The sequence below is a fragment of the Streptococcus sp. FSL E2-3494 genome, assembly GCF_038007085.1.
Taxonomy (GTDB): domain Bacteria; phylum Bacillota; class Bacilli; order Lactobacillales; family Streptococcaceae; genus Streptococcus; species Streptococcus thermophilus.
The window spans coordinates 177528-199577 of sequence record NZ_JBBOWN010000002.1; the positions used below are offsets into that span (position 1 = coordinate 177528).

General features: G+C 35.7%; 27 protein-coding genes. 21 read left to right on the forward strand and 6 right to left on the reverse strand.

What is annotated here, in order from left to right:
• Positions 1-34: 34 nt before the first annotated feature.
• From NST05_RS09260 to NST05_RS09275, 4 genes are all read right to left on the reverse strand, one after another.
• Entirely contained in the window at positions 35-832 is a 798-nt protein-coding gene (locus tag NST05_RS09260) for a hypothetical protein (RefSeq protein ID WP_214489857.1), read from the reverse strand.
• A gap of 18 nt (positions 833-850) precedes the next feature.
• Positions 851-2956: an AlwI family type II restriction endonuclease gene (locus tag NST05_RS09265; RefSeq protein ID WP_340743003.1), complete on the reverse strand. Its 2106-nt coding sequence runs from the start codon at positions 2954-2956 to the stop codon at positions 851-853.
• Positions 2957-3046: 90 nt separating this feature from the next.
• The gene (locus NST05_RS09270) at positions 3047-3994 is read right to left on the reverse strand and encodes a Dam family site-specific DNA-(adenine-N6)-methyltransferase (RefSeq protein WP_258862865.1); all 948 of its coding nucleotides are present in this window, start codon (positions 3992-3994) and stop codon (positions 3047-3049) included.
• A gap of 9 nt (positions 3995-4003) precedes the next feature.
• Positions 4004-5197, reverse strand: a complete 1194-nt coding sequence (locus tag NST05_RS09275) for a DNA adenine methylase (RefSeq protein WP_340743004.1) — start codon at positions 5195-5197, stop codon at positions 4004-4006.
• Between the two features lie 182 nt (positions 5198-5379).
• Here NST05_RS09275 and NST05_RS09280 point away from each other — a divergent pair, with 182 nt between their 5' ends.
• Positions 5380-5742 (forward strand): hypothetical protein, encoded by a 363-nt coding sequence (locus tag NST05_RS09280; RefSeq protein ID WP_000722890.1) that lies wholly within the window; start codon positions 5380-5382, stop codon positions 5740-5742.
• A 19-nt stretch (positions 5743-5761) separates the two neighbouring features.
• On the opposite strand, the gene NST05_RS09285 is transcribed toward NST05_RS09280, so the two are convergent.
• Together NST05_RS09285 and NST05_RS09290 are read right to left on the reverse strand one after the other, a co-directional pair.
• On the reverse strand, positions 5762-6613 hold the full coding sequence (locus NST05_RS09285) for an ImmA/IrrE family metallo-endopeptidase (protein WP_340743005.1): 852 nt from the start codon (positions 6611-6613) through the stop codon (positions 5762-5764).
• A 6-nt stretch (positions 6614-6619) separates the two neighbouring features.
• Positions 6620-6982: a helix-turn-helix domain-containing protein gene (locus NST05_RS09290; RefSeq protein WP_002270986.1), complete on the reverse strand. Its 363-nt coding sequence runs from the start codon at positions 6980-6982 to the stop codon at positions 6620-6622.
• Positions 6983-7661: 679 nt separating this feature from the next.
• Between NST05_RS09290 and NST05_RS09295 the strand changes: the two genes are divergently transcribed.
• From NST05_RS09295 to NST05_RS09390, 20 genes are all read left to right on the forward strand, one after another.
• Positions 7662-7934, forward strand: coding sequence for a type II toxin-antitoxin system RelB/DinJ family antitoxin (locus NST05_RS09295; RefSeq protein ID WP_003041890.1), 273 nt, complete (start codon positions 7662-7664; stop codon positions 7932-7934).
• Complete coding sequence (locus tag NST05_RS09300) at positions 7935-8213, forward strand: type II toxin-antitoxin system YafQ family toxin (protein WP_003041871.1); 279 nt, start codon at positions 7935-7937, stop codon at positions 8211-8213.
• A 128-nt stretch (positions 8214-8341) separates the two neighbouring features.
• The gene (locus tag NST05_RS09305) at positions 8342-8578 is read left to right on the forward strand and encodes a hypothetical protein (RefSeq protein WP_340743006.1); all 237 of its coding nucleotides are present in this window, start codon (positions 8342-8344) and stop codon (positions 8576-8578) included.
• Entirely contained in the window at positions 8575-8802 is a 228-nt protein-coding gene (locus NST05_RS09310) for a TetR family transcriptional regulator (protein ID WP_340743008.1), read from the forward strand. Before NST05_RS09305 ends, NST05_RS09310 begins: the two co-directional genes overlap by 4 nt.
• A 112-nt stretch (positions 8803-8914) precedes the next feature.
• Positions 8915-9229, forward strand: coding sequence for a hypothetical protein (locus NST05_RS09315; RefSeq protein WP_340743009.1), 315 nt, complete (start codon positions 8915-8917; stop codon positions 9227-9229).
• 22 nt (positions 9230-9251) lie between these two features.
• On the forward strand, positions 9252-9662 hold the full coding sequence (locus NST05_RS09320; RefSeq protein ID WP_340743010.1) for a DUF961 family protein: 411 nt from the start codon (positions 9252-9254) through the stop codon (positions 9660-9662).
• Between the two features lie 6 nt (positions 9663-9668).
• Positions 9669-11327: an FtsK/SpoIIIE domain-containing protein gene (locus NST05_RS09325; RefSeq protein ID WP_340743011.1), complete on the forward strand. Its 1659-nt coding sequence runs from the start codon at positions 9669-9671 to the stop codon at positions 11325-11327.
• 212 nt (positions 11328-11539) lie between these two features.
• Positions 11540-12772: a replication initiation factor domain-containing protein gene (locus NST05_RS09330; RefSeq protein WP_340743012.1), complete on the forward strand. Its 1233-nt coding sequence runs from the start codon at positions 11540-11542 to the stop codon at positions 12770-12772.
• Positions 12750-13136, forward strand: coding sequence for a hypothetical protein (locus tag NST05_RS09335; protein ID WP_340743013.1), 387 nt, complete (start codon positions 12750-12752; stop codon positions 13134-13136). Before NST05_RS09330 ends, NST05_RS09335 begins: the two co-directional genes overlap by 23 nt.
• 19 nt (positions 13137-13155) lie before the next feature.
• Positions 13156-13392 carry a hypothetical protein gene (locus NST05_RS09340; protein WP_000456039.1) on the forward strand — a complete coding sequence of 79 codons (237 nt, stop codon included), beginning with the start codon at positions 13156-13158 and terminating at the stop codon, positions 13390-13392.
• Positions 13389-13943, forward strand: coding sequence for a conjugal transfer protein (locus NST05_RS09345; RefSeq protein ID WP_340743014.1), 555 nt, complete (start codon positions 13389-13391; stop codon positions 13941-13943). The genes NST05_RS09340 and NST05_RS09345 overlap by 4 nt, the downstream gene beginning before the upstream one ends.
• Before the next feature lie 9 nt (positions 13944-13952).
• On the forward strand, positions 13953-14945 hold the full coding sequence (locus NST05_RS09350) for a conjugal transfer protein (RefSeq protein WP_340743015.1): 993 nt from the start codon (positions 13953-13955) through the stop codon (positions 14943-14945).
• Positions 14946-14961: 16 nt separating this feature from the next.
• Positions 14962-15189: a hypothetical protein gene (locus NST05_RS09355; protein WP_000099227.1), complete on the forward strand. Its 228-nt coding sequence runs from the start codon at positions 14962-14964 to the stop codon at positions 15187-15189.
• Position 15190: 1 nt separating this feature from the next.
• Positions 15191-15607, forward strand: a complete 417-nt coding sequence (locus NST05_RS09360; protein ID WP_014619934.1) for a conjugal transfer protein — start codon at positions 15191-15193, stop codon at positions 15605-15607.
• Between the two features lie 10 nt (positions 15608-15617).
• Positions 15618-18137, forward strand: a complete 2520-nt coding sequence (locus NST05_RS09365) for an ATP-binding protein (RefSeq protein WP_340743016.1) — start codon at positions 15618-15620, stop codon at positions 18135-18137.
• 12 nt (positions 18138-18149) lie between these two features.
• Positions 18150-20081 (forward strand): conjugal transfer protein, encoded by a 1932-nt coding sequence (locus tag NST05_RS09370; RefSeq protein WP_340743017.1) that lies wholly within the window; start codon positions 18150-18152, stop codon positions 20079-20081.
• Positions 20078-20305, forward strand: coding sequence for a hypothetical protein (locus tag NST05_RS09375; RefSeq protein ID WP_340743018.1), 228 nt, complete (start codon positions 20078-20080; stop codon positions 20303-20305). The genes NST05_RS09370 and NST05_RS09375 overlap by 4 nt, the downstream gene beginning before the upstream one ends.
• An 8-nt stretch (positions 20306-20313) precedes the next feature.
• The gene (locus NST05_RS09380; protein ID WP_340743019.1) at positions 20314-21369 is read left to right on the forward strand and encodes a phage tail tip lysozyme; all 1056 of its coding nucleotides are present in this window, start codon (positions 20314-20316) and stop codon (positions 21367-21369) included.
• Positions 21370-21425: 56 nt separating this feature from the next.
• Entirely contained in the window at positions 21426-21731 is a 306-nt protein-coding gene (locus tag NST05_RS09385; protein WP_340743020.1) for a toxin-antitoxin system protein, read from the forward strand.
• Entirely contained in the window at positions 21718-22050 is a 333-nt protein-coding gene (locus tag NST05_RS09390) for a type II toxin-antitoxin system PemK/MazF family toxin (protein ID WP_340743021.1), read from the forward strand. The genes NST05_RS09385 and NST05_RS09390 overlap by 14 nt, the downstream gene beginning before the upstream one ends.

Consider the following 22050-nt stretch of genomic DNA (forward strand, 5'->3'; position numbering starts at 1 on the left):
TCACTTCTTCCATTATGTTTTATATAATAACTTTTTATTCCTCTAGTGAAACCATAGAATTTACATCAAAATACTTAGAATACTTGGTATAATAGTTATCCTTTGAGATTAAAGCTACAGTTGGAAACGGGGAAGCTTCACCATGTGGAAATTCACTTGTATAAAAGTATTTATTATTAAATGCCCACATAACAAAGTCAACTTTCGATGTTATAAATAGATTCATAAAATTTTTATCAAAAAATGGATAGTCAAGAAAAGCTTCCTTAGTTGAGATAGGATTAGTTTGAAATTGTTTTCTCGTTATATAAAAAGTAGAATCATCTACAATTAGAAATCCCAATTTTTTGTTAGGATAGTTTTTTCTATATGCTTCAACACTATTTAAATGTTTCTGACAGATTCTCTGAAAATTACTTAAATAAGCTCTATAATTATGATGACTTACTGAATCATCGGGAATAAAATTATCAGATTTGGGATTATACCTTGTATCCCCGTGAGCAATAATTTTTAAGTCATCTGCAAATGTTCCCTCTGGAAACTGTTGAATAAGTCTTTCCACTTCTCTTAATGCTCGAGCATCTGCTTTTCTTTGAGGATTCTCTCTTCCTTTTTTCTTAGCAACTATATCATCAACTTCAAACATTTCTATCATCATATCATTAGTGATAAAATCTGGTCTTGTATCTGTATTATCATTCCAGATTGAATTACAAATTTTATCAGCTAATTTTTGTTCTTTTTTTGATTTTGTATATATAGCTTCACAACTATGTATTACTGATTTAAATATATCCCATTCTGATTCATTTGAAAAAAATTTGAACATAATACCGTCTCCATGTTTCTAAAAATCTAGGATAGTTTCTCTCCAATTCACATTAAATTCTTGCGATAAAGAAGAGAAAGATGTGTTGATATTCGTTAATAGAAGGGTGCTATTAACATTGTTACTTAGTAAATCCCTCAGTTCAATATTTTTTAATGGCATAATTTTTACATTTTCTGCAGTTTTTCCAAAGGTTTGAACTTCCCTGCTAGATTTCAGAGGAACACTTGCTACCGCACGCCATATATTTATAGTATTGTCATCAAGTTCATCTGCTACAAACAATGTAGTTACTGGCTTAGGTTCTTCATCTATTGTTAAGTTTGCAGCATGCCGAAGAACAGGTTCCCATTCTCCCCGCTTTTGAGTGTTTCTATCCATTAAGGTTACTTCCAACTGAACAATTTCATCATCGTATACTGCAACTATATCACCGTATCCGCCACCAGCAAATTTTTCTGGTAAAAAATCAGCTGTCATTGTTAAATTAAAACTGGAATGTAAATCATAATCTTTATCACTCAAGTAGTACCAAGCTAAACCTACTATGTACTCATAAATGGTTGGTACAGATGATTCTACTCCAACCATTTTTTGAATAATCTTATCATTGCTTCTATCCGAGAACAATGGAAGAATTTCTATTATTTTATCTTTTGGAAAAGTTCTATGAACAAATTCTTTAAATTCTATAGATATTTGAGACTGTAAATGTCCTTTTACTTCATCTGCAGTAGATAAAGACAATTCATTTGTAATTTCCCGAACTATAGAAACTACTTGATTTTCGTCATATCCATAAATTTTAGATAAAGTAATATTATTATAGAAGACTGAACCATAACTATTTTCATAAAATTCCATATCCTCTTCAGTACTTGGAACAAAAATATTATTTTGGAGTACATCTAAATTTAAAAATTTTTCCCAAAGATTTCGGTAAGCCAATTCAGCTATACCATTATTGACATGTAAAATTCCTGTTGCCAATGCCACTTTTCTAAAATTTCTGTTGTACTCTCTTACATCTGAATTGCGCTTACTAAATCTAAACTCTGAGTAGTACATCGCATTATTTGTACCATCTGTCAAATATACCTTGTCAGCATTCTCTGTTAGGAACTCTTCAATTCTAGTTTTTTTAGTATTATAAACTGATTTCTTACCACCAAATGCAGTTTTTATAACCTTCCCTTTTGACTTATTTTTCAATAATTCTATTAAGATATCTAAGGATTCTTGCGTTTTATTTTGAACAAATCTGTAATTTTTTAAATAAAACTCATAATATATCTGTGACTGAGTTGAATCTTTCTGACTTGTAAAGTACTTTGAAAAATCCTCATACTGCATGACTCCTTGAAAATCTGGAAATTCGTCATTCCCGGATATTCTATTATTATAAGACAATTGCACCTCTTCAAAGGTGGTTGTTAAAACTCGGTCCAAAAATGTGTCAGGATTTACTGGAAATTTAGGATTTAGTAATTCAATCATTTTAAACAAAACTGAATCTGATATCCTATTATACTTCAACAAAGTATATAATAGTAAATTAAATGGTGAGTAGTACATACTACCATCTTTTGAATATACTCTTAATTTTGAAAGCTGCCGTAATAGAATTAAATTTATTGAGTTGATTGGCAAAAGTTTTTCAAATGTATCGAGTTGACCAACTTTTTCATTAAGATAAGACTTACCTACAGTTGAAATTTTTCTGTTGTTGTATGCAAACCCTATTTTTGTTAAATTACTAGTATAATGTCTCGCTCTTGCTTCAAGATTTTTATCCAAATCCTCTAGAAGTATTTGCCCTTTTGGCAAGCTTTCAAATGTTTCTTCATCTAGAGCCCAAAAAGAATTTGCATATTCACTCTTTTCTAAATATTTATTAAAGCTATCCAATTTGTTTGTGTCTTTAAAAATTTCTGGACTGGATTGGATTGCAAGCATATAAAAAACGAATTGTCCAACACTTTTTGGAAAACTATCCCACTCATAATTTCCACTTTCAAATTCCTCATTTAGTATAGTTAAATATTTTGTATAAGCATCAGTTATATCTTTTCTCCTACCATTCGTATTCCACATATTAAACTTTGAGTCTTCAGCAACTTTCATTCATGTCTCCTCACTATCATTTTTAGTACTTAGATTACTTTTATTATAACATTAAAATAAAAAAGGAAGTACGGGATACTTCCTTACTATTCAATAATTCTTTATTAGAACTTCAATAGTTTCAGATTTCTTAGCTCTTGACTGATAATTACTATTATTATAATTGAATGTCAGCCGTAATGGTGATTTATTTTCATATTTTTTACTCCACTCAATAAGTTCTTTATTGTATTGTCCTTTATGAGCAATTACATTTGACATTGCAAACTTAGCACCAATGCTATCAACTTTATCAAGGTAATCAAACAAATCTAAGTCATCTTTTAAAGTCCAACCATTATTTTCATTATAGGTTGCTGTACTTATCCGGTATGGGGGGTCAGCGTAAATGAAATCACCCTTTTTAATATCCGTAACATTTCGGAAATCTTCTTTTTTAAAGGAGAACTTATGAGAACTTAATATTTTTTGGAATTCAATCAATTTATTTTTCATTTGACTATTGAAATCCCTTTTCCCAACTGGGAGATTATACTCTCCTTTAGAATTAAAACGTATTTGATTATTGAATCCAAAAACTATTAGCAAATAAAACAAGATATTTTCATCTTGCTTATTTTGATGTTTATTGTAGTCTTCTCGTAAAATTTTATATTTTTCCTTATTATAGGCACTAACGTCTTTCTTATCTCCAATATAATAAGGGGCATACCCAAATTTCTCAGTATTAGACAACCCATATTTATTTATATAAAAATATATTTTTTCTAGTATTTCTTCAATTTTAGATTGGGATAAAAATTCTAAAAAATCTATAACATGATACTCACTATCATTAACAACAATTTCTCCATCTTCTTTAAATAGACTTGAAAAGAATTCATTAGCAACATTAACAGATACTACTCCTCCTCCAGCGAATAAATCAATAAACCGATTGAAAGTATCGGGCTGAGGAAATTGTTGAAATAACTGAGGTAGTAGCTTATGCTTTCCACCCGTATAGTTTAAAGCACTTTTTATGTAATAATTTTTCACTATTATACCTCAATTGACTTCACATAAATATAGTATTTCTTTATGATTCTTAATATGAGATTTACCCGTTGTAAATGGTGCAAAATCTGTTTCAAACTTGCTAACCTTTCCTTTTTTATTTAGAATCGCCATTATTTCTTCTCCTGAAATTTTTGCATTAGAGCGTGAATTTCCCTTCTTTTCCATATTATTATAAGAAACTAAAATATATTTTGAATTGATATTTGAAATTAAATTATTAAATGCTATTGGTGCTTTAGATTTTGTATAATCTGAACTTTTTTCTGAACGATTTACTGCTTTACGAGCTATACCTTCAACTTTAGGCTTTTTCCACTCTGCTACATTTTCTAGGACATGATAAGCATTCTCATATCCTCTAGAATTATATGGAGTATCAATATATACCAAATCAGCCTTAATATGTTTAACTAATTCATTCGCGTCCATATTAAATAATTTATTTCCCGAATTTATTTTAATATTAGGTACTCTAAGAATTAATTCTTGAGTGGAATCCATTTTTTTTCTATATGCATCAAAATGCCCAACAGTATTTGCTACTTTATCCATTGCATATAAAAGTGAAGTCATTATACATGACCTTTCTCTACCATTTAAGTTTGTTAAACAGTCTATTTCTTCTCTGATGGCATCTATTTTTTGTGCATTTTTTATACTAAAATATCTATCACCAAAAACATCTGTGACATACCCTCTTATGCCCTTAAGATTATTTAATCTATCAATTTCATATTCAACTTTTGATAAATCTACATTATCATTCCCAAACCAAGTTACATAACTTACAAAATTACTAAACAAAATATCATTAACAATTATTTGTTTTCCTTGACGATTGAATAAATCTGCAACTACTCCTGTTCCTCCGAAAATATCAGCAATGATATTTACATTTTTAGTATGCTTCTCAACAACTTCATTAATGAAGGGGAGCATTTTTTGTTTACTTCCCAAATATCTTCTATTTTGGATTTCTAGTTTTTTCTCTTGAGAAAGTGTATGACGTTGATTATCGTATTTTGATTTAATCACTTTTTTTATTTGCTGGATATCTTCATTTGACCATAAATATCCTTTTCTATCTCTGAAAGGTTTCTCAATATCTCCTTGTTTAATATAATTATGAAGAGATTGACGTGTAATATTCAATTCTTTCTCAATTTCTACAGTACGCAACATAGGCATCACCTCTTTTTTACATTATGGTAATTATATCATCTTTTTATAAAAGTTCCAAGTTATATTTTTTTAATAGTTCATAGTTAAAGATAAAGTACACTCTATATCTTATCTTAAAATTTGATAGTTGTATCTGATTTGTAACATTTTTCTAGTATAATATTATAAGGGAGGTTTGGAAAATGAAAAAAATACTTAGTCTATTACTTTTAGGAATTACTGCTATATTTCTAATATCTTGTTCCAAACAAAATAGTCTTTATGGAAAATATTATGATATCTATGACGGTAAAGCTAAACTTATTTTAGAGTTTAATGAAAATGGTGGGAGATTCTACGAGAATGAAACCCGTGCTATAACGAATATTGATACTAAAAATAAGACTTTTACATTTTCTGTTAACGGTCGTGACGTTGTTGTTACCTACGATTTAAAAGAAAATGGCACTTTAAAGTATGATACAGGTAGTTATTTTACTTCAGGTAATGAAAATATTGCATACAAAAAGGATAGTGAAGCCTATAAAAAGGCATTGAAAAAATGACTTAGAGATTTTCTCTAGGTCATTTTCTTGTTATTAAAAGAAGTTTTGCATGTCGTTTAGCTTCTACTTCTGTCACTTGTTTGGGATTCCAAGCATAGCTAATAGATTGCCCCTTATCATACAATCCCCAGATTTTGAACTTTGGATAACATTGTTTTATCAAAGAGGTGAATTGAGTATCTGCTAACTCTGGTAAGTCAATATCTGAAATGAAGTTTGATTGATTTATTAAATGGTTGAACTTATCTAATGCGCTAGGTTCAAATTCATTGTAATCAGAGATGATATAGTCTTTCACTTGGTCAAAGTAGCTGACAATGTGTTTGTTTTTTCTAGTTAGGTAATCCTCTACAATCTGTTTTGCAGATAGTCTATTGATGTCTAATTCAAAATTTAAGAAGTCTGTCAAACGAGTTTTGAGAGCTTGACCAGAAACTTGTAGTGCTGCTTCTACCTCTTGAAAAGCCATTTGCTGGTAAAAAATCTTAGTCAAAAGCACAATATCAGGCATTAAGAGAAAAGCTGAGTAAAAATTAGCCTCCCTTTCTTGTAAAGAATCATCATGAAAATCAGTGAATACTCGCCCACTGTGATGTAATAAGATGTGCCCTAATTCATGACATTTTGTAAAATTTTGACGAGTAATAGAATCACTATCTTGATAGGAAATCGTTAAAACATCATCATTGATATTAAAACCTGCTATATCTATCCGGATATGGTGAGGAATAACAAGTATATTTTTCTTGTCAACTTCATAATTGAAGTAATCCTGAAAAGTATAATAAAGAGGATGTACTTTATTTAATTTCATGAATGGATAAAGTGTTTGTTTGACACGATTCCAAACATTAAAGTAAATTCTTTGCACGAAACATCAGTCTTTCTTTTCTTTATTCATAGCCTTAATGGCTTTTTCTCTCTCTAACAGAAATTCTCTCAAATCTTCTTCTAGTATTTTTTTCTCTTCATCAGATAAATTTTTAGAAGTTTTCCGATATAGAACTTCAAATGTTGATAAATCAATCTCATCTGAATTTTTGTAGTCAGATTTACCCATTAAATAATCAATGGATACATTGTAAAAATTCGCTAATTTGGTAATAACTGATTGTGTTGGGTTAGCTTTAGCATTTTCCCATTTAGCATAGGCTTGCTGAGAAATCCCAAATTCTTTTGCTACATCGCTTTGTGTTAGATTGGCTTCTAAACGCAGAGCTTTTAAGCGTTCAGGAAACATTTTTGTACCTCTTTAAAAATTTTTAATTTTTTTTACAAAAAACTCTTGACAATACAACCTATAAGTTGTATTATATATTTACAACCTAAAGGTTGTGTAAGTCTTGTTAATACTAAACCTAAAATTATGAAATAGATAAATTTAATAAAGTATGAAAAAGGTCGATATTAACAAAAAGATTTAAATTTGTTCTTTGAAAATTGAATAAAAAAGTGCGTCAGACAACCTCACTCAAGCTTAGCTGACCAACACACAATAATCATTTAGCAATTATTATTGTACAGGTTTTATCGCAAAAAGTCAAGGAGGTTGGAGCAGATGAACACAAAAATTCTTTGGAGTTATCTCACGCACTCGGCTTTTTGCCCCTCTTGACCGAATAACAAAGGGGAACTGCTGGCGCTGGTGGCGTCGGAAATGCTGACAGGTAAGATTCGTTCTGCTGGGGTAAGCATAGGCGGTTAATCGTGGCTATAGTGAAGTGAGATGACTATGATAACAGAGATTAGTTAAGTACAGTTATAGGACGGTGATAATAACAATGAGTGTGCGACGATATGAGCACGCCCTAAACAGATAATTCATCTGTTTAGACGAGTAGAAAACACTAAAACAAATACAAATGATTGACAATGTAAACTATATGGTTTACAATAAATAATGAAAGGTGGTGGCGTTTATGGCAACTGTACCAACGCAAATTCGGATTGATGAAACTGTCAAAGCCCAAGCAACTTCATTATTTAATGACTTGGGGATGGATATGTCTAGTGCGGTTAATATTTTTCTTCGTCAATGTCTATTGCGTGGTGGGCTTCCTTTCACGGTTGAAGTTCCCAATTATAGTCAAAAGACCTTAGAAGCTCTGGCAGAAGCTAAGCGTATTTCTCGTGATGAAACGGTCGCTTCTTATGACAATCTAGCAGATTTAAAGAAGGCTTTGGAAGCTTAGATGTACCAAGTCAAGTTCACCTCTGCTTTTAAAAAGAGCTACAAACGGATTAAAAAGCGAGGCTTAGAGATGGCACTCTTAGATGAAGTGATTGAAAAACTCCGTCTAGGACAGACACTAGAAGAAAAATACCGCGACCACGAACTCAAAGGAAATTTTGTTGGTTTTAGGGAATGTCATATTAAGCCAGATTGGCTCTTGATTTATCTCATTGAAGATGATATTTTGACATTAACTTTAGCTGATACAGGCAGTCATGCGGATTTGTTTAAGATGTGAAGACAGTTCTTTGTGAGCTGTCTTTTTTGTTTTCTACTCCTTTAAGCTGATGAATCATTAGCCTATCCATGTCCTTTCAAACGGACATTTCAAAAAATTTCCATTTTAAAGGAAAGTGAGGAAAAAAGATGAATGATTATGAACAAAGTTTTCGCCGCATTTATGAGAACTTTGTTTTTTCTTTGAAAATCTATCCGGATAACCATCATCAAAAGGTCTTATGTTATCAAGTGCTAGAAAAAATGGATAAGTTGTTTCACGACTACCAAAAACTAGGCTTGCCAACGGTTCAGTTAGTACAATGGAAAAATCACTACAAATTTAAAATTCAACAGTATTACATTATGAATGGAGGTACAACATGAATTATTTTGAACAACGATTCCAACAAATCTATGAGAAGTTTCTTTTCTCCCTTAAAATTTATCACACGAATCCTACACACTGTGAAACGTGCTACCGAGACTGTCTAAACGAAATGGACAGTCTTTTTTTACGCCATGATACCCATGACCAATTTGCTAAACAGCTTTTGAATTGTAAAAAAGTTTTTCAGCTTAAACTCAAAAAAGCTTATTTTGGAATGTAAGGAGGGCAGTATGACCAGAGTAAGAGCTCCTGTAAATTAAAAAGATGAGTTGATTCTTTGACCTAGACAAGTCATAAAACGGTCTAAACAAATAGAAATTGAGGTAAACCTAATGGAAATTACAAAAGTATTCGTTGACCAAAACCAAGTCTTAGGAAATGAGGTCTTTGTCTCAGGTATGGAAGAAGTCCGTGCCAATGATTATAACCCTGTCTCTTACCGTATCTTTGAAATTTCAAGTCGAAAAGAGCCTTCTGCCTTTCTCATTGTAGAAGGGTTTAAAATGTCAGATGTCCCTGAAGGGCGTCAAAGGGTTGTCTTCCCTCGTGGGATTGCTATTGAACGCCGTAACTTCCGTTTTGGAGGCAAACGTAAACATGAAAATGTCATTGTGGCGGAAGAAATGCGTACGGTAAAGTCTAAATAAGAAATAGAATAGGAGAAACACTATGACTGTAAAATTTGCTGCTGATGTGATTGAAACTTTTGATACTGCAAAAACACTTGGAACACTTAATTTTCTTGAAGCTCTTCCTAGTATGAAATGGGAAGATTACCTTGAAGAAGGAACGGGTGAAGAAAAGCGTCGTGAAACAGATGAAGTGGACTATGTAAATGTGAAGCTCTACTCTTCTGCTGTAAACGGGGACATTACCGTAACCGTTCCACCTGAAGCCAAAGTGGCTCAAATGACCGCTGAAAAGAACTACAATGATGAAGTAACGCTTGTAGCTCCTACGGCTCGCTTCTGGTCAAATTCAGAAACTATTAACAATCGCCGTGTCCTGACAAGTGGGGTTAAACTACGAGCTAAAGATGTTGTCTTAGCAGGGAAGCCTGAACCGAAAAAGGAAGGATAAGCGCCTATGAAGCTGTTCACCTATCGGGGGATTCGTGTTCGGAAGTTTCATGAAAAAATCAAACGGCTAACCTTTGCTCTTTTTCTTCTGCCCTTTCTCCTTGGAGGGGGCTTTTTAGCTTACCTGAACCAAAACCAGCTTCAAAGCCAATTTCAACGTGACCCGATAACCTATGGGATTCTTTTTAGCGGAAGTGTATTAGGATTGTTGCTACTAGATGGCGTAGTGCAAGTGATTTGTTACCGAAAATTTCTTTTCTTTAGCCGTTTAGATAGTTTACGGATTCTTTCCCACTTTTTGCTGGATAATAACTTGTATAAGGTCAAGAAAATCAAGTCAAATCATCATACGAGGGAGCGAATTCTATTACCCAAAGTGTATTTGAAGCGTGACCGTTTTAGTATCACCGTTTCACTCCACCTTCAAGGTAGCCGATTCCAAGACCGCTTTATCGCCCTTGAAAAGCCTCTTGAAATTATGTTTGACGGGGACTTTATGAATAAGAAATTTACCAAAGGCTACGTGTCCTACACCATTGCCATTGACCAATTTTCAGGTCGCTTATCTATCTTTGATGTTAAGATGACCGAAAAAGGCATTTACCTGATGAAAGATGTCTATTGGGATTTCAATAAACATCCACACTTGCTGATTGGTGGTGGAACGGGTGGCGGGAAAACAGTTCTTTTGATGATTTTGATTTGGGTCTTGGCACAAATTGGTTATGTGGAAATTCTTGACCCGAAACGCTCTGATTTTGTCGGGTTGAAACAGATTCCTGTCTTTAAAGGGCGGGTTTACTGGGATAAACAAGAAATGTTAGCTTGTTTAAAGCGTGCTGAACAGGAAATGGATAAACGTTATGATTACATGACTAGCCACCCTAACTATCAGGCAGGAAAAAAGTATTATGCCTACGGACTAAAACCTCGCTTTATTGTCATTGATGAGTTGGCAGCCTTAGCCGCTAAATTAGAACGGGATTACCAATCATCTGGAGACTTTATTGAATACCTAACAGAATTGATTTTAAAAGGTCGCCAATCTGGAGTCATCATGATTGTTGCTATGCAACGCCCTGACGGAGAATACCTCAAAACGTCTTTACGTGACCAATTTATGAAACGAATTTCTGTTGGTCACTTAGAAGATGTTGGGAATAAAATGATGTTTGGGGATGCTAACGCGAATAAAGTTTTTAAAAAGATTGATGAAATTGACGGGGAGGAGATTTTCGGTCGTGGTTATATTGCAAATGGTGGGGAGGTGGCTAGAGAATTTTATTCACCTGTTATTCCCTTTGAGGAAGGATTTTCTTTCTTTGAGGAATACAAGAAACTCCCCGTCTTAGATGACCCATTATTAGAGACAATAGAAACTACGCAAGCTTCATCATCTGACTTGCCCGTTGAACAAACAGAATCTTCCCTCCTTCCTTTGAATGACTTTGCCAAGGAAGCAGATGTGCCCATTTCAACCTTACGAAACCTTGTGAAATACATAGAAGAACAGGACTATATGTTCAGAAGAGAGGATAATCGTATCCTGCTAGATGAAGCAGATAGGGCTTTGTTGGAGGAAATTGTAACAGAGAAAGAACAGGCTGGCTTGCCCTATAAGCAAGTTGTCCTTCAACACTTTGAAACACCTCCTGAGCCAGCGTAGGCACGAAGGTCAAGGTCAGGGCTACGCCCGTCCGACCTGCCCGACCGAGCTGACAAGCGGGCGTTTTGGGGTGTGCCCTAGGCACGCCCCAAAAGGGCTTAACCTCCCGATACTAATAGGGGGGTTAAAACTAACACAAGCCTTTAAAAGGCTGTTAGATTCCCTATTCTTCTCCGTTACTAGAATAAACACAAAAAGGAGGTTAAAAAAGAGTGATAAGCAATACCGATTTAAAACGTATTAGGCTTGAGTTAGGGTTTACCCAACGCAAAATGGCAACGATGATTGGTTATAGTTACTACAACTACCGAAACATTGAACAAGGTCAACGAAAGATGACCAAGGAATTTGAACAAACACTCTTTCACTTTCTGAATCGCCAATCAGAAACCAAATTGGAAAGCACGGTGGATTGGTTAAAAATTCGCTTCAAAACACTTGATTTTAAAGCTGTCATCACCTCTGTTCTAAAATTAAAACCAGCTGATTTTTTTCACGAAGAAAAAAGCCTATATAGCTATTCAGATATGGTAACTTATGGTTCGATTCGAGTGCTTTATTCCCATTCTGAAAAGAAAGCAGAAGCTGGAACATTGATTGATTTAACAGGAGGGGGTTGTCGTGAGTTTGAATTGTTATTAAAGCAACAAGGACGGGATTGGTTTTCTTTTCTTCATGATGTCTTTCTCTTTGCAGAACAAGAACGAAAAGATAGACTTTTGGAAGATTTTTTAGCCTTTCCACGTTTTGATATTGCTCTTGATGAATTATACAAAAAGTCAGGCAATCTTGACTTATTTGATATTAAAAATCGGATTTTTGACAATAAAATCATCATGCGCAAACTCCGCACCTTTACTGCTATTGAAGGCTTGAAAAAAGTTGAAAATCGCTTTGTTAATCAAGGCTTAACCTTAAACTTTGGCAGTCGTCAATCCAGTCTCATGATTCGCTTTTATCAAAAGGATTATGAACAAGCTCTCTTAAAAGATGTTTCTGTTGACTATATCCATGAAGCCTATAATTACAAAAACCGCTATGAGATTGAACTACATGATACTAAGGCATTTGATATCTTGAAAGAGTGGTATACGCTGGAAACAGACTTGACCAAAATAGGCGCTCGGATTTTAAATAACTATTTTGAAGTGAAAGATTGGAACGGCAACTATGATAGTGAATGGGATAACCTGCTTGGCACACAAGCAGGTTTTAAATTTGTCACACGTCCTCGTCAAATTAACTATGCAAGGACAAAACATTGGGTCACAAAACAAGTCTCTAGCGCTTTGAAATTGTTGAAAATCGTTGATATGGTCTATCAGACAGATGAGCTGTCAGAAATCATTTCTGAAGCTTATCTAAGTAACAATCATACAAAACTAGCAGAAGAAATTTGTGAACGAAATGGAGTTGATTTTGATGTCATTGTCGGACAGATATAAACCTATAAATATCCCTGATAAATTCAATCGCCCTCTTCAAACAAAGACCTTCCCAGTCGGTTATGAAGAACTCTACCTATCGTTTTACGATTTTGAATTGGTTAAAGATTTGATTGATTATTGGGGACTCTTATATTATCCACCTAAGAAAGATTCTGAATTAAAATATACAGAACAATTTAGAAAACAATCCTTTAAAGATGAAAACCACCGACAAAATGTGATTAAAAAGGCAACTAGACAAGAGGCTAGGCAGCCTTTTTTTGAGGAGTTAAAAACAAAACCCTTAAAAAAGATGAGCCAAAATGCTCACTGGGTGGCAGAGATGCTCCTACAGACGGGCTATGCTCAATTGGTATTATAAAAATGAAAGGAAAAATGGAATGGAATATAAAGTTGAATTGAATAGTCTGGATAATTTCAGGGCTTGGTCAGGTGCACGCAATACACTAGCAACTGTCCGTGAACGGGGAGATATGGACAGACTAACCTCACTTGGTGAAGATATTTTTTCAGGAAGTATCCCCACAGAAACAGAAATCAATGATTGGCTTTGGTTTGATTCTGATGACATCTATCGATTCCTTGGCTATCATGATTTGGTAGAAGATGACGTATGAAGCTTGTAAAGAAAATTTACGAGGGAATCTCCTGTTTCCCTGATAAAAACGAATTCTGGAATCTCTACATCGTCCTAATGAAGGAAAAAGAGTTTTTCTTAGACGCTTTTGCACGGAAAACCATTGACCTTGAATACCCCGCCCACTACCAACACGCTTATTTCACACTGGATGGTCAAGTGTTAGACTTCAATCAACACATGACGACACAACTTGTCACTCTTTTTAGACAGGTTATCTTAGAAAATCAAATAACATTTATGGAGGAACTGATAATGGCAACACAAAACACACTTGAAAAGAAAGTCAGAGCGGTCTCATTGGAGCTAGGAGAATTGATGAAAGCCCATGATGATAAAGAAGCTTGGAAAAAAGCAGGTGAATTGCACGGACTTCTCAAAAAAGAAGAGGTGAAACAACTCCCTGAAACACTGGTTGAAAGTCTTCACGCTGAATTGCGGGGTTACTATTATGTTAATAGTGAACTTAATAAACTTCATAAACAACTTTACGCCAAAGGAAATAAATTGATTGAACTAGCCAATCAGTAAGGAGCACTTATGAATACAGTAAAACTTATCTATCATCAATTAAAAACTTATCTTGGAAACTTTACCAAACGTCCTAAAAAGAAAGGAAAACCAACATTAACCCTTGCCAACAAAAAAACAGTCAATCTTGCCGTTCTATCAGGATTGGCTTTTATTTTGCTTGTAGGGCTACTAGGAAGCATTCGTGCGATGACAATGTCTAGTAAAGTCACCAATCTTGAAAAACTGATAGCTGCTAAAAAAGCTACTTCTTCTCCCTCTTCTGCTTACCAAACAATAGATAATCGCCTGCAATATTATCTGAATGATTTTGTAGAGTGCTATTTCACGATTCCTGCAGATTCAGACGGTCAAACCAAACAAGCTAAGCAATTAACGAGCTTTTACGGTTCAGAGCCCGATATTCAAGCACAAGGTCAAGTCAAAAATCCTAGTCAATTGAGCTGGTCACGTTTGCTAACCGTTACAGATAATGTGGCAACGTATGAGGTGCATTATAAGCAAACGGTAAAAAATGGGGATAAGACAGAAGAAAAAGAATTGGTAACGGGTTTTAATATCCCTTATGCCAAAACAAAAACGGGCTACTATGTTACGGGCTTACCTTGGTTTTCTAGTTTATCGACCAATCAGGCAGATAAGAAAAGTACCAATACAGAAGTCAAGCTCAATCAGTCAGATAGGGTTTCAGAGAAAACAAAAAAGAAATTGGATAAGTTTCTCAACGTTTTCTTCACTAACTATACGACTGACCAAGATAATTTGGACTTAGTGGCTCACAATGTAACAGTTGTAAAAAATGCCACTTTTAAAACCTTAGATTTTAGTTACTACAAAGCAACCGATAAAGAAGTTATGGCCTATGTTCAAGTAACATTTGAAGTCGCAGGCTCAACACATGCTGAAAACTTCACCTTGACCTTATCAGAAAAAGGGAAGTCCTATTATGTGGAGAAAGTCAGCCATACAATCCCTGCTAATTACGCAGATACAAAAGAATAAAAGGAGAGTTTAATCAATGAGTTCATCTAATTTACAAACATGGTTACAAGGAGACGGTTTCTGGTTCATTACCTTTGGAGCGATTATCCTGATTATTTTAGCTTGGAGAAACAGCTCTTGGGGGCGACTATTTACCACGCTTGTTTTCTACGCAGTGATTGCCTCTTTAACAGGAGGCGGACGACAATTACTTCACGTTATCGGTTGGTTCCTCCGTCTCTTTGGAATTGAAACGGGGTTGTGACATGGAAGAAGAACGATTGTATGATTACGCTAGAGGGATAAACGCTCCCTACTGGATTCAAGAAGTTAAAACACAAAAAGGAAAACGTATTTGGTATTTTGCAACACCCATGCAACTTTCCTTTTTTGTGGTTTTTGCACTGGTCTTGATTTTAATGTTGACAGTGTTTAGCTCACTTCTTCTTCCGTTGAACAAATTAACGCATTCCATTTCATGTTATCTTTATTGGTATATCCCTTATAAACTCGCTAAATTTTATACAGAGTATGAACCACAAGGAAAGAAAATGCACGTTTTCTTATGGGATTATATCTGCTATCTTATGGATTTTCGCCTCAATCGTAAAGCGATTTATCATGAAGATAGAATGAAAATGGTGGATGAAGAAGAAATTGTTTTTGAAAAAACAGATTTATAAAGGAGGTCTAATGGTTCTAAAACTTGCCTATCCGATTCTTAAAACACAGAATAATATAGCTTTAACAACAGATAAAATGGTGATAAGTTTTTATCGTATTCCCAATACTCCCATCACCATTACAGATAAAGCAAAGAAACAAAAACACAAGCTGACAACTGCTCAGCTGATAAAAAAACTGGTTAAAAACAAGTCCTTTGAAGTCTCCTTGATTCCAAAGGACTATTTGTTAGAAGAAAAGATGAAAGACTTTTCTCATGCCTTGTCTCCCGATAGTCAAGCATTGGGGGAAGAACTGTTGCAGTATTCGACAGACAAATTGACACAAGAAATGGAAATTCCCTATCAATTTGACTGGTTGATTGGTGTCAATCTTTTAAAAGATGACCAAAACACCACCGTTCAGGATATGGCGGTTGAGCGCTTCTCTGAAGTCTCTGAAATGATTGCTAATAGCGTGGGCTTTCAATATGAGATTCCTGAAGATTGGGCGCAAGAGTATCTGGTTAGTGAAGCGACCGTCTATCAAATCCTTTCCGCTCTTCGGGCACAACGCTTGACCAATGAAGAGCTCTTTTACTATCAACGCATGCAGTACTTGCGCTATATTCCTCATCTAAAGCAAGAAGTCACAGCCAATCGGGAACTCTTTAATGTGACTGATACGGTCTTAAGACCAATGGCTGGGGGCTTTATGAAGTTAGACAGCCCCTATGGTTCTTCTTTTCTTACCATTCTTCCGATTGCTAAAACACCCATTATTTTTAATGGCTTTCATCTGGGGGAATTTACCCAACGCTTTAATTTCCCTGTAGAACTACGGATAAAGGCAGAATTTATCGAAAAGAACTCTTTAAAAGGGCGAATGGCACGTTCTAACATTCGTTATCGCAATATTATGAATGAAGCCGAAAGTACTGATACCGTCCAACAAGATGAAATTATTCTGGGGGCAATGTCTTTAAAAGACCTCATGAAAAAGGTAGGCGGAAAAGAAGAAGTCATTGAATATGGAGCTTACCTCATTGTTTCTGCTTCTAGCTTGTCCCAACTACGACGTCGCCGTCAGGTAGTCTTAAGTTACTTTGAGGATATGCACGTAGAAGTGAGTGAAGCTAGTCATGATACGCCGTATCTCTTCCAGTCTCTCCTTTATGGTCAACCGCTTGAAAATAAGACCAGAACGTGGACACACTATGTCACTCCAAGAGGCTTTGCGGAGCTAATGCCGTTTACCAATACAGCTTCAGGAAACCATATTGGCTGGCATATTGGAAGGGTGGATAATTGGACAGGTCGGTGGGAAAGTATTGAAAAGGCACAAGAAGCGTCTAAAAATATGGTGCTCTTTAATGCGACCGTTGGAAATAAAGAAGGGATTGCAGGAAAACTCACAAAGAATCCACATATCCTGATTACTGGCGCAACGGGTGAAGGAAAATCCTTTTTGGCAGAACTTATCTTTCTTCTAACCTCTCTTCAAGATGTGAAATGTTTGTATGTTGACCCGAAACGCTCTATCCGGAAACACTTTGAAGCAATTGCTCATCACCCAGACTTTGAAAAACGATTCCCACTTTTTGCTGAACATATCAAACAGATAAACTTTGTCACTTTGGATAGTAAGGTGAAATCCAATCATGGAGCTCTTGACCCAATTGTCATGTTGGATAAAGATGACGCTGTTTCGGTTTCAAAAAATATGCTCAATTATCTTATTTTCTCTAACAAGCGAATGAAGGTCACAATGAAGCAAATGACCGCTATTTCTAGAGCGATTAACAAAGTGGTAGCTCAAAGACAAGCGGGAGAAACCGTTGGGTTAAAACACGTCCTCAAAGAGCTCACCAATAATCCAGATGGCACTATCTTTGAAGTAGGAGACTATCTAACATCTATTGTAGAAAATTCCATTTTGGAATTGGCTTTTTCAGACGGTAACGTAGAAGGATTGTCTTATGATAAACGGGTGACTGTTTTAGAAGTAGCGGATTTATCCCTACCAGATAAAGACAATCAACAAGATGTCACCCCAGAAGATAAAGAAATCAATTCTACAGCTCTGATGTTTGCTTTAGGAGCTTTCTGTACACGTTTTGGAGAACTCAATCGTTATGAAGATACCATTGAATTCTTTGATGAAGCGTGGGTACTGATGAAGTCGGCAGAAGGACGAGCCGTTATCCAATCCATGCGCCGTGTTGGTCGTTTTTATAACAATGTGCTTTGCCTGATTACGCAATCCGTCCATGACGCTGAAGGAGATGATGATACCACAGGCTTTGGGACACTCTTTGCCTTTAGAGAAGACAATGAACTTCCCGATATTTTAGAACACGTTGGACTAACGGATAATGAAGAAAATCTGGAATGGATTAAAAATATGATTTCAGGGCAATGCCTTTATAAAGACGTTTATGGTAATCTCAATATGATTTCCATTTATAACATTTTTGACAGTATTGACCCACTTCTAAAACCAATGAAAGCTACGGTTTCTTCCAATCTTGAAAATAAATACGCATCTTAAGGAGGTGAGCTTGTGCAAGAAGCATTTGAAAAATTAAAAGGCATGGATATTTTTTCTTTAAAATCCTACATGATGAAAACTGGCTTTGGAGATTTCAGCGGTGTTTGGGTGATGTTCAACGAAATCTTTGTCAACTTCCCCTTTTTCCTCCTTAACCTTATTGTTGGCTTCTTCTCCTTGATGATTCGGATTTTAGAAAATGTCCGTCTTTACGACACTTACAAGCAATATGTCTTTAATGGGGCTCAATCCATTTGGCGAGGCTTTACAGGAGCTACTTCTGGTGTGGCTCAATCTTCATTAGTCTTTTTGCTTCTCCTTTGCTTGGCTTTTTATCTCTTTTATCAGTTCCTCATTTCTAAAGGCAATTTCTCTCAAAGATTGCTTCATGTCCTTCTAGTTCTCTTTTTAGGCTTTGGTTGGTTTGGGACAGTTGCTGGAACTTCTGGCGGACTGTATCTGCTCAATACAGTAGACAATATCGCTAGTACTACGATTCATCACATTTCTAATGTCTCCGTCTCCTACGGAAAAAATCAGGTTTTAAAAATAGGGTCTTCTGTCGCTGATTCTTATATCGCAGAAACCTCTTATAAAGCCTATCTCTTTGTCAATACAGGACAAGAAAACGGGAAATACAAAGACCGTCAAACAGGAAAAGAAGCACCGTTTGACGATTCAAAGGTTCTAGGAAGCTTGGATAAATCAGGCAAGTTTAAAGCCGTTTCTACCGCTGATAGGAATAAATATCTAGAAATAGGAAATGGAGCAGGGGATGATAATGAACATAACCGTTGGGTATCAGCCATTCCTGATTATATCCCTGTTAAGTTCTTCTATATTCTTTTTAAAATGGTAGAAGCAATTGTCATCGCCATTCCTATTGTCTTAATTCAGTTGCTCAATGTCCTTGCACAAGCCCTTGTCCTTATCATGATTCTTCTTTTCCCTATTGCCCTTTTGGTTTCTTTTATTCCCAAAATGCAAGATATTCTCTTTGGAGTTTTTAAGGTCATGTTTGGAGGTCTTGCCTTTCCAGCCATTACAAGCCTTTTAACCTTGGCTTTGCTTTACCTTGAAAAAATCATTGAAGACTTAGTAAGCAGTCGTTTTGATACAGTCATTGGAGATTTTTCTTCTTTGTCTACTTTTAGCGCTCTCTTTAAACTAATCGTTTCTGTTTGTGCCAAAGGCCTGATTTATTGGTTGCTTTGGAAATACAAAGGAGAATTGATTGAATTGTTACTCGGTTCACGAGCCAAGATTACGTTTGACGAGATAGATACCAAAGTCAAAGAAACTGTGACAAATGGACAGGAAACTATGAAGCAGTTGCCGACAAAAGCCACTAATGCCTTTGAAATGGCTCAAACATCTGGAAACTTTTTCCTTGCTGGAGCAGGATTTGGAGCGGGACTATTCATGAATGCTGGTAAACAGATGAAAACTCTTTTTTCAAATCCCCATCCGACTTCAGAAAAAACAGAAAGTTCAACACCTTCAGAAAATGACGAGGAGGAAACACCCGCTACTTCTTCCTTTGAAGAAACAGGCGTTCCCAACGAGGTAACAACAGCATTTCAAGAGCCAGATATGCCAATGGAGACTTTTGAATCTGCTATTCAGGAAGAAGACACAAGCGTTCAACCTTTTGACACAGAACCTTCTCCGCTAATGGATACAAAGCAAAGCAGAGAACAGAAAGAGTTTGAAGAGCGCCGTCAAAATCGCCTCTCTTGGAGACAGAAGCGCAAAATCAATAAACTCGAAAAAGAATTAGAACCTTATAAAGATGATGAAGCACTATACCAAGCGCAAGGTTCAAATGCCTTTATCAGGAACTATCGTAAAACCTTGCCAAAAGACGATAAATTAAAAGTCAATATCAACCGTAAACATCAGATAATAGAGGAATTAGCACGATTGAGAGGAGGAAAGGAATGATGAATACACGCATTTATTCTAAAAGAGGTTTTGAACAGACGGTGAACAATGCGGTTGCCCTTGCCTATGAAAAGAGAAAGCCTTCTATTGACTTTCTCCTTTTATTTTCAGTAAAAGAGCCTGAGAAAGAGCAATTGTTGGCAACTATCAAAGAAAATTCTCTTATTTTAACAGCTCAATGGCGATTTGAAACGGTGATGATAACAGTCTATGTGAAAACTTAGGAGGGAAGATGAAGAAAAAACTAGTAATTGTTAGTGCTCTAAGTGCTCTGGTTTTACCTTTGTTCTTGGTTGTTATTATCATGGGAGCTTTTGCGGGTAGTGCGTCTTCTAATGGACAAGCCAAAGGCCTACAAACGAAACTAACCGCTAAAGAGGTGGCTCAAAAAGCTAATATTTCAGAAGAACGGGCAAGTGATGTCATCAAAATTCTTAATCATGAACTCTCACAAGAACAGTTTACTATCGCAGGAGCTTCAGGAAGTTTAGCCGTTGCGGAACGTGAAAGTGGCTTTAACCCTAAAGCAGTCAATGCAGGTGGCGGGGTGGCTGGTTATTTCCAATGGTCAGGCTGGTCTTCTACTATTAACGGCAATCGCTGGTCAAAGGCAAAACAAAAGAAATTAGATTCTGATATTGAACTAGACCTCTTATCTACAGAGCTAAACGGCTCTTATAGCAAAGTCAAAACAGAAATGCAAAAAGCGACTGACCCTGAAGAGGCAGCGCTTTATTGGTCAGAACATTATGAAGGGGTCGCTTTATCAGACGGTCAAACCAAAGCTAGTGACCTGAAAAAGAACGCTAGAAAATGGTATAACCTCTTCAAAGACACTTTAACAGGTGATACAACTAATGACAAAACACGAGATGGTGGAGGCGTAACTTCTGATGGAGTGCCTGCTGGATATAGCCTTATAAAAACAATCAACACTTCTAACTATACTTCTGCGACTTATCCTTGGGGACAATGTACGTGGTTTGTCTATAATCGAGCCAAAGAGGTAGGCGTTAACTTTGACCCTTATATGGGCAATGGTGGGGATTGGAAGCAGAAAGCAGGCTACCAAACCACACATACACCAACTGAACATAGTGCTCTTAGCTTCTCTCCTGGTCAGGCTGGTTCTGACCCAACTTACGGACACATTGCGTTTGTGGAGCAGGTCAAATCAGACGGGTCTATTCTCATTTCAGAAGCCAACGCCAAAGGACTTGGAATTGTTTCCTATCGCACATTTGATAAAGCAACAGCGAGCCAATTTACATACGTAATTGGGAAGTAAAAATTTGACAATAAACTACATTTGTCGTACAATTGAAGTACAAAAGGGGTGATTGTATGACTAAAAAAATGTTTCAAAAGCGAGTAGATTCAGAATTACTAGATGAAGTATCGGTGCTATACAAATCTTTAGGAACTTCTGTAGGTGATGCTTTCGTGATGTTCTTACAAAAATCAAAGGAGGTGAATGGATTGCCATTCGATTTAAGAAAACAAGTTCATGCTATTTCTGATAATCCTTTAGAAAGGCTAGCTTTGGCAAACTCAAGCGTTATCCAAGTAACTGCTTCTAATCCAGAAGCAATCGCAGATTTCTTTGATGAAGACTATCCAGAATACGAGGAAAGATATGGACAACTATAACCCATATGATATTCTGACTGCGACTATCGCTTTTAGTGATAGGACAGGAGCTAAAAGACGACCTGCTCTGGTCATTGCAAATAATGAAGAAGTTATCAGAACCTACCGTATCACTAGTCAGTATTCCCGTAAATCATCTTATATCCGTTCAAAATACTTTGAAATAAAAGAATGGGAAGAGGCAGGATTAGTGAAACCATCTTGGATTGATACCGTTCAACTTTATGATTTAGACGTAGAACTTGTTCAAGTTCGCTTAATCGGAAAGTTAACAGAAAATGACCAACAGAGATTTGAAAAATTTTTAAGAGAAAATTAA

Excerpts from the sequence above, each read along its gene's own strand:
- NST05_RS09360 (WP_014619934.1), top strand. The coding sequence starts at position 15,191 with ATGGAAGAAGAACGATTGTATGATTACGCTAGAGGGATAAACGCTCCC.
- NST05_RS09375 (WP_340743018.1), top strand. The coding sequence starts at position 20,078 with ATGATGAATACACGCATTTATTCTAAAAGAGGTTTTGAACAGACGGTG.
- NST05_RS09390 (WP_340743021.1), top strand. The coding sequence starts at position 21,718 with ATGGACAACTATAACCCATATGATATTCTGACTGCGACTATCGCTTTT.
- NST05_RS09315 (WP_340743009.1), top strand. The coding sequence starts at position 8,915 with ATGGAAATTACAAAAGTATTCGTTGACCAAAACCAAGTCTTAGGAAAT.
- NST05_RS09295 (WP_003041890.1), top strand. The coding sequence starts at position 7,662 with ATGGCAACTGTACCAACGCAAATTCGGATTGATGAAACTGTCAAAGCC.
- NST05_RS09345 (WP_340743014.1), top strand. The coding sequence starts at position 13,389 with ATGAAGCTTGTAAAGAAAATTTACGAGGGAATCTCCTGTTTCCCTGAT.
- NST05_RS09320 (WP_340743010.1), top strand. The coding sequence starts at position 9,252 with ATGACTGTAAAATTTGCTGCTGATGTGATTGAAACTTTTGATACTGCA.
- NST05_RS09305 (WP_340743006.1), top strand. The coding sequence starts at position 8,342 with ATGAATGATTATGAACAAAGTTTTCGCCGCATTTATGAGAACTTTGTT.
- NST05_RS09290 (WP_002270986.1), bottom strand. The coding sequence starts at position 6,982 with ATGTTTCCTGAACGCTTAAAAGCTCTGCGTTTAGAAGCCAATCTAACA.
- NST05_RS09385 (WP_340743020.1), top strand. The coding sequence starts at position 21,426 with ATGACTAAAAAAATGTTTCAAAAGCGAGTAGATTCAGAATTACTAGAT.
- NST05_RS09335 (WP_340743013.1), top strand. The coding sequence starts at position 12,750 with ATGTCATTGTCGGACAGATATAAACCTATAAATATCCCTGATAAATTC.
- NST05_RS09365 (WP_340743016.1), top strand. The coding sequence starts at position 15,618 with ATGGTTCTAAAACTTGCCTATCCGATTCTTAAAACACAGAATAATATA.
- NST05_RS09265 (WP_340743003.1), bottom strand. The coding sequence starts at position 2,956 with ATGAAAGTTGCTGAAGACTCAAAGTTTAATATGTGGAATACGAATGGT.
- NST05_RS09300 (WP_003041871.1), top strand. The coding sequence starts at position 7,935 with ATGTACCAAGTCAAGTTCACCTCTGCTTTTAAAAAGAGCTACAAACGG.
- NST05_RS09340 (WP_000456039.1), top strand. The coding sequence starts at position 13,156 with ATGGAATATAAAGTTGAATTGAATAGTCTGGATAATTTCAGGGCTTGG.
- NST05_RS09355 (WP_000099227.1), top strand. The coding sequence starts at position 14,962 with ATGAGTTCATCTAATTTACAAACATGGTTACAAGGAGACGGTTTCTGG.
- NST05_RS09350 (WP_340743015.1), top strand. The coding sequence starts at position 13,953 with ATGAATACAGTAAAACTTATCTATCATCAATTAAAAACTTATCTTGGA.
- NST05_RS09380 (WP_340743019.1), top strand. The coding sequence starts at position 20,314 with ATGAAGAAAAAACTAGTAATTGTTAGTGCTCTAAGTGCTCTGGTTTTA.
- NST05_RS09280 (WP_000722890.1), top strand. The coding sequence starts at position 5,380 with ATGAAAAAAATACTTAGTCTATTACTTTTAGGAATTACTGCTATATTT.
- NST05_RS09275 (WP_340743004.1), bottom strand. The coding sequence starts at position 5,197 with ATGTTGCGTACTGTAGAAATTGAGAAAGAATTGAATATTACACGTCAA.
- NST05_RS09260 (WP_214489857.1), bottom strand. The coding sequence starts at position 832 with ATGTTCAAATTTTTTTCAAATGAATCAGAATGGGATATATTTAAATCA.
- NST05_RS09325 (WP_340743011.1), top strand. The coding sequence starts at position 9,669 with ATGAAGCTGTTCACCTATCGGGGGATTCGTGTTCGGAAGTTTCATGAA.
- NST05_RS09310 (WP_340743008.1), top strand. The coding sequence starts at position 8,575 with ATGAATTATTTTGAACAACGATTCCAACAAATCTATGAGAAGTTTCTT.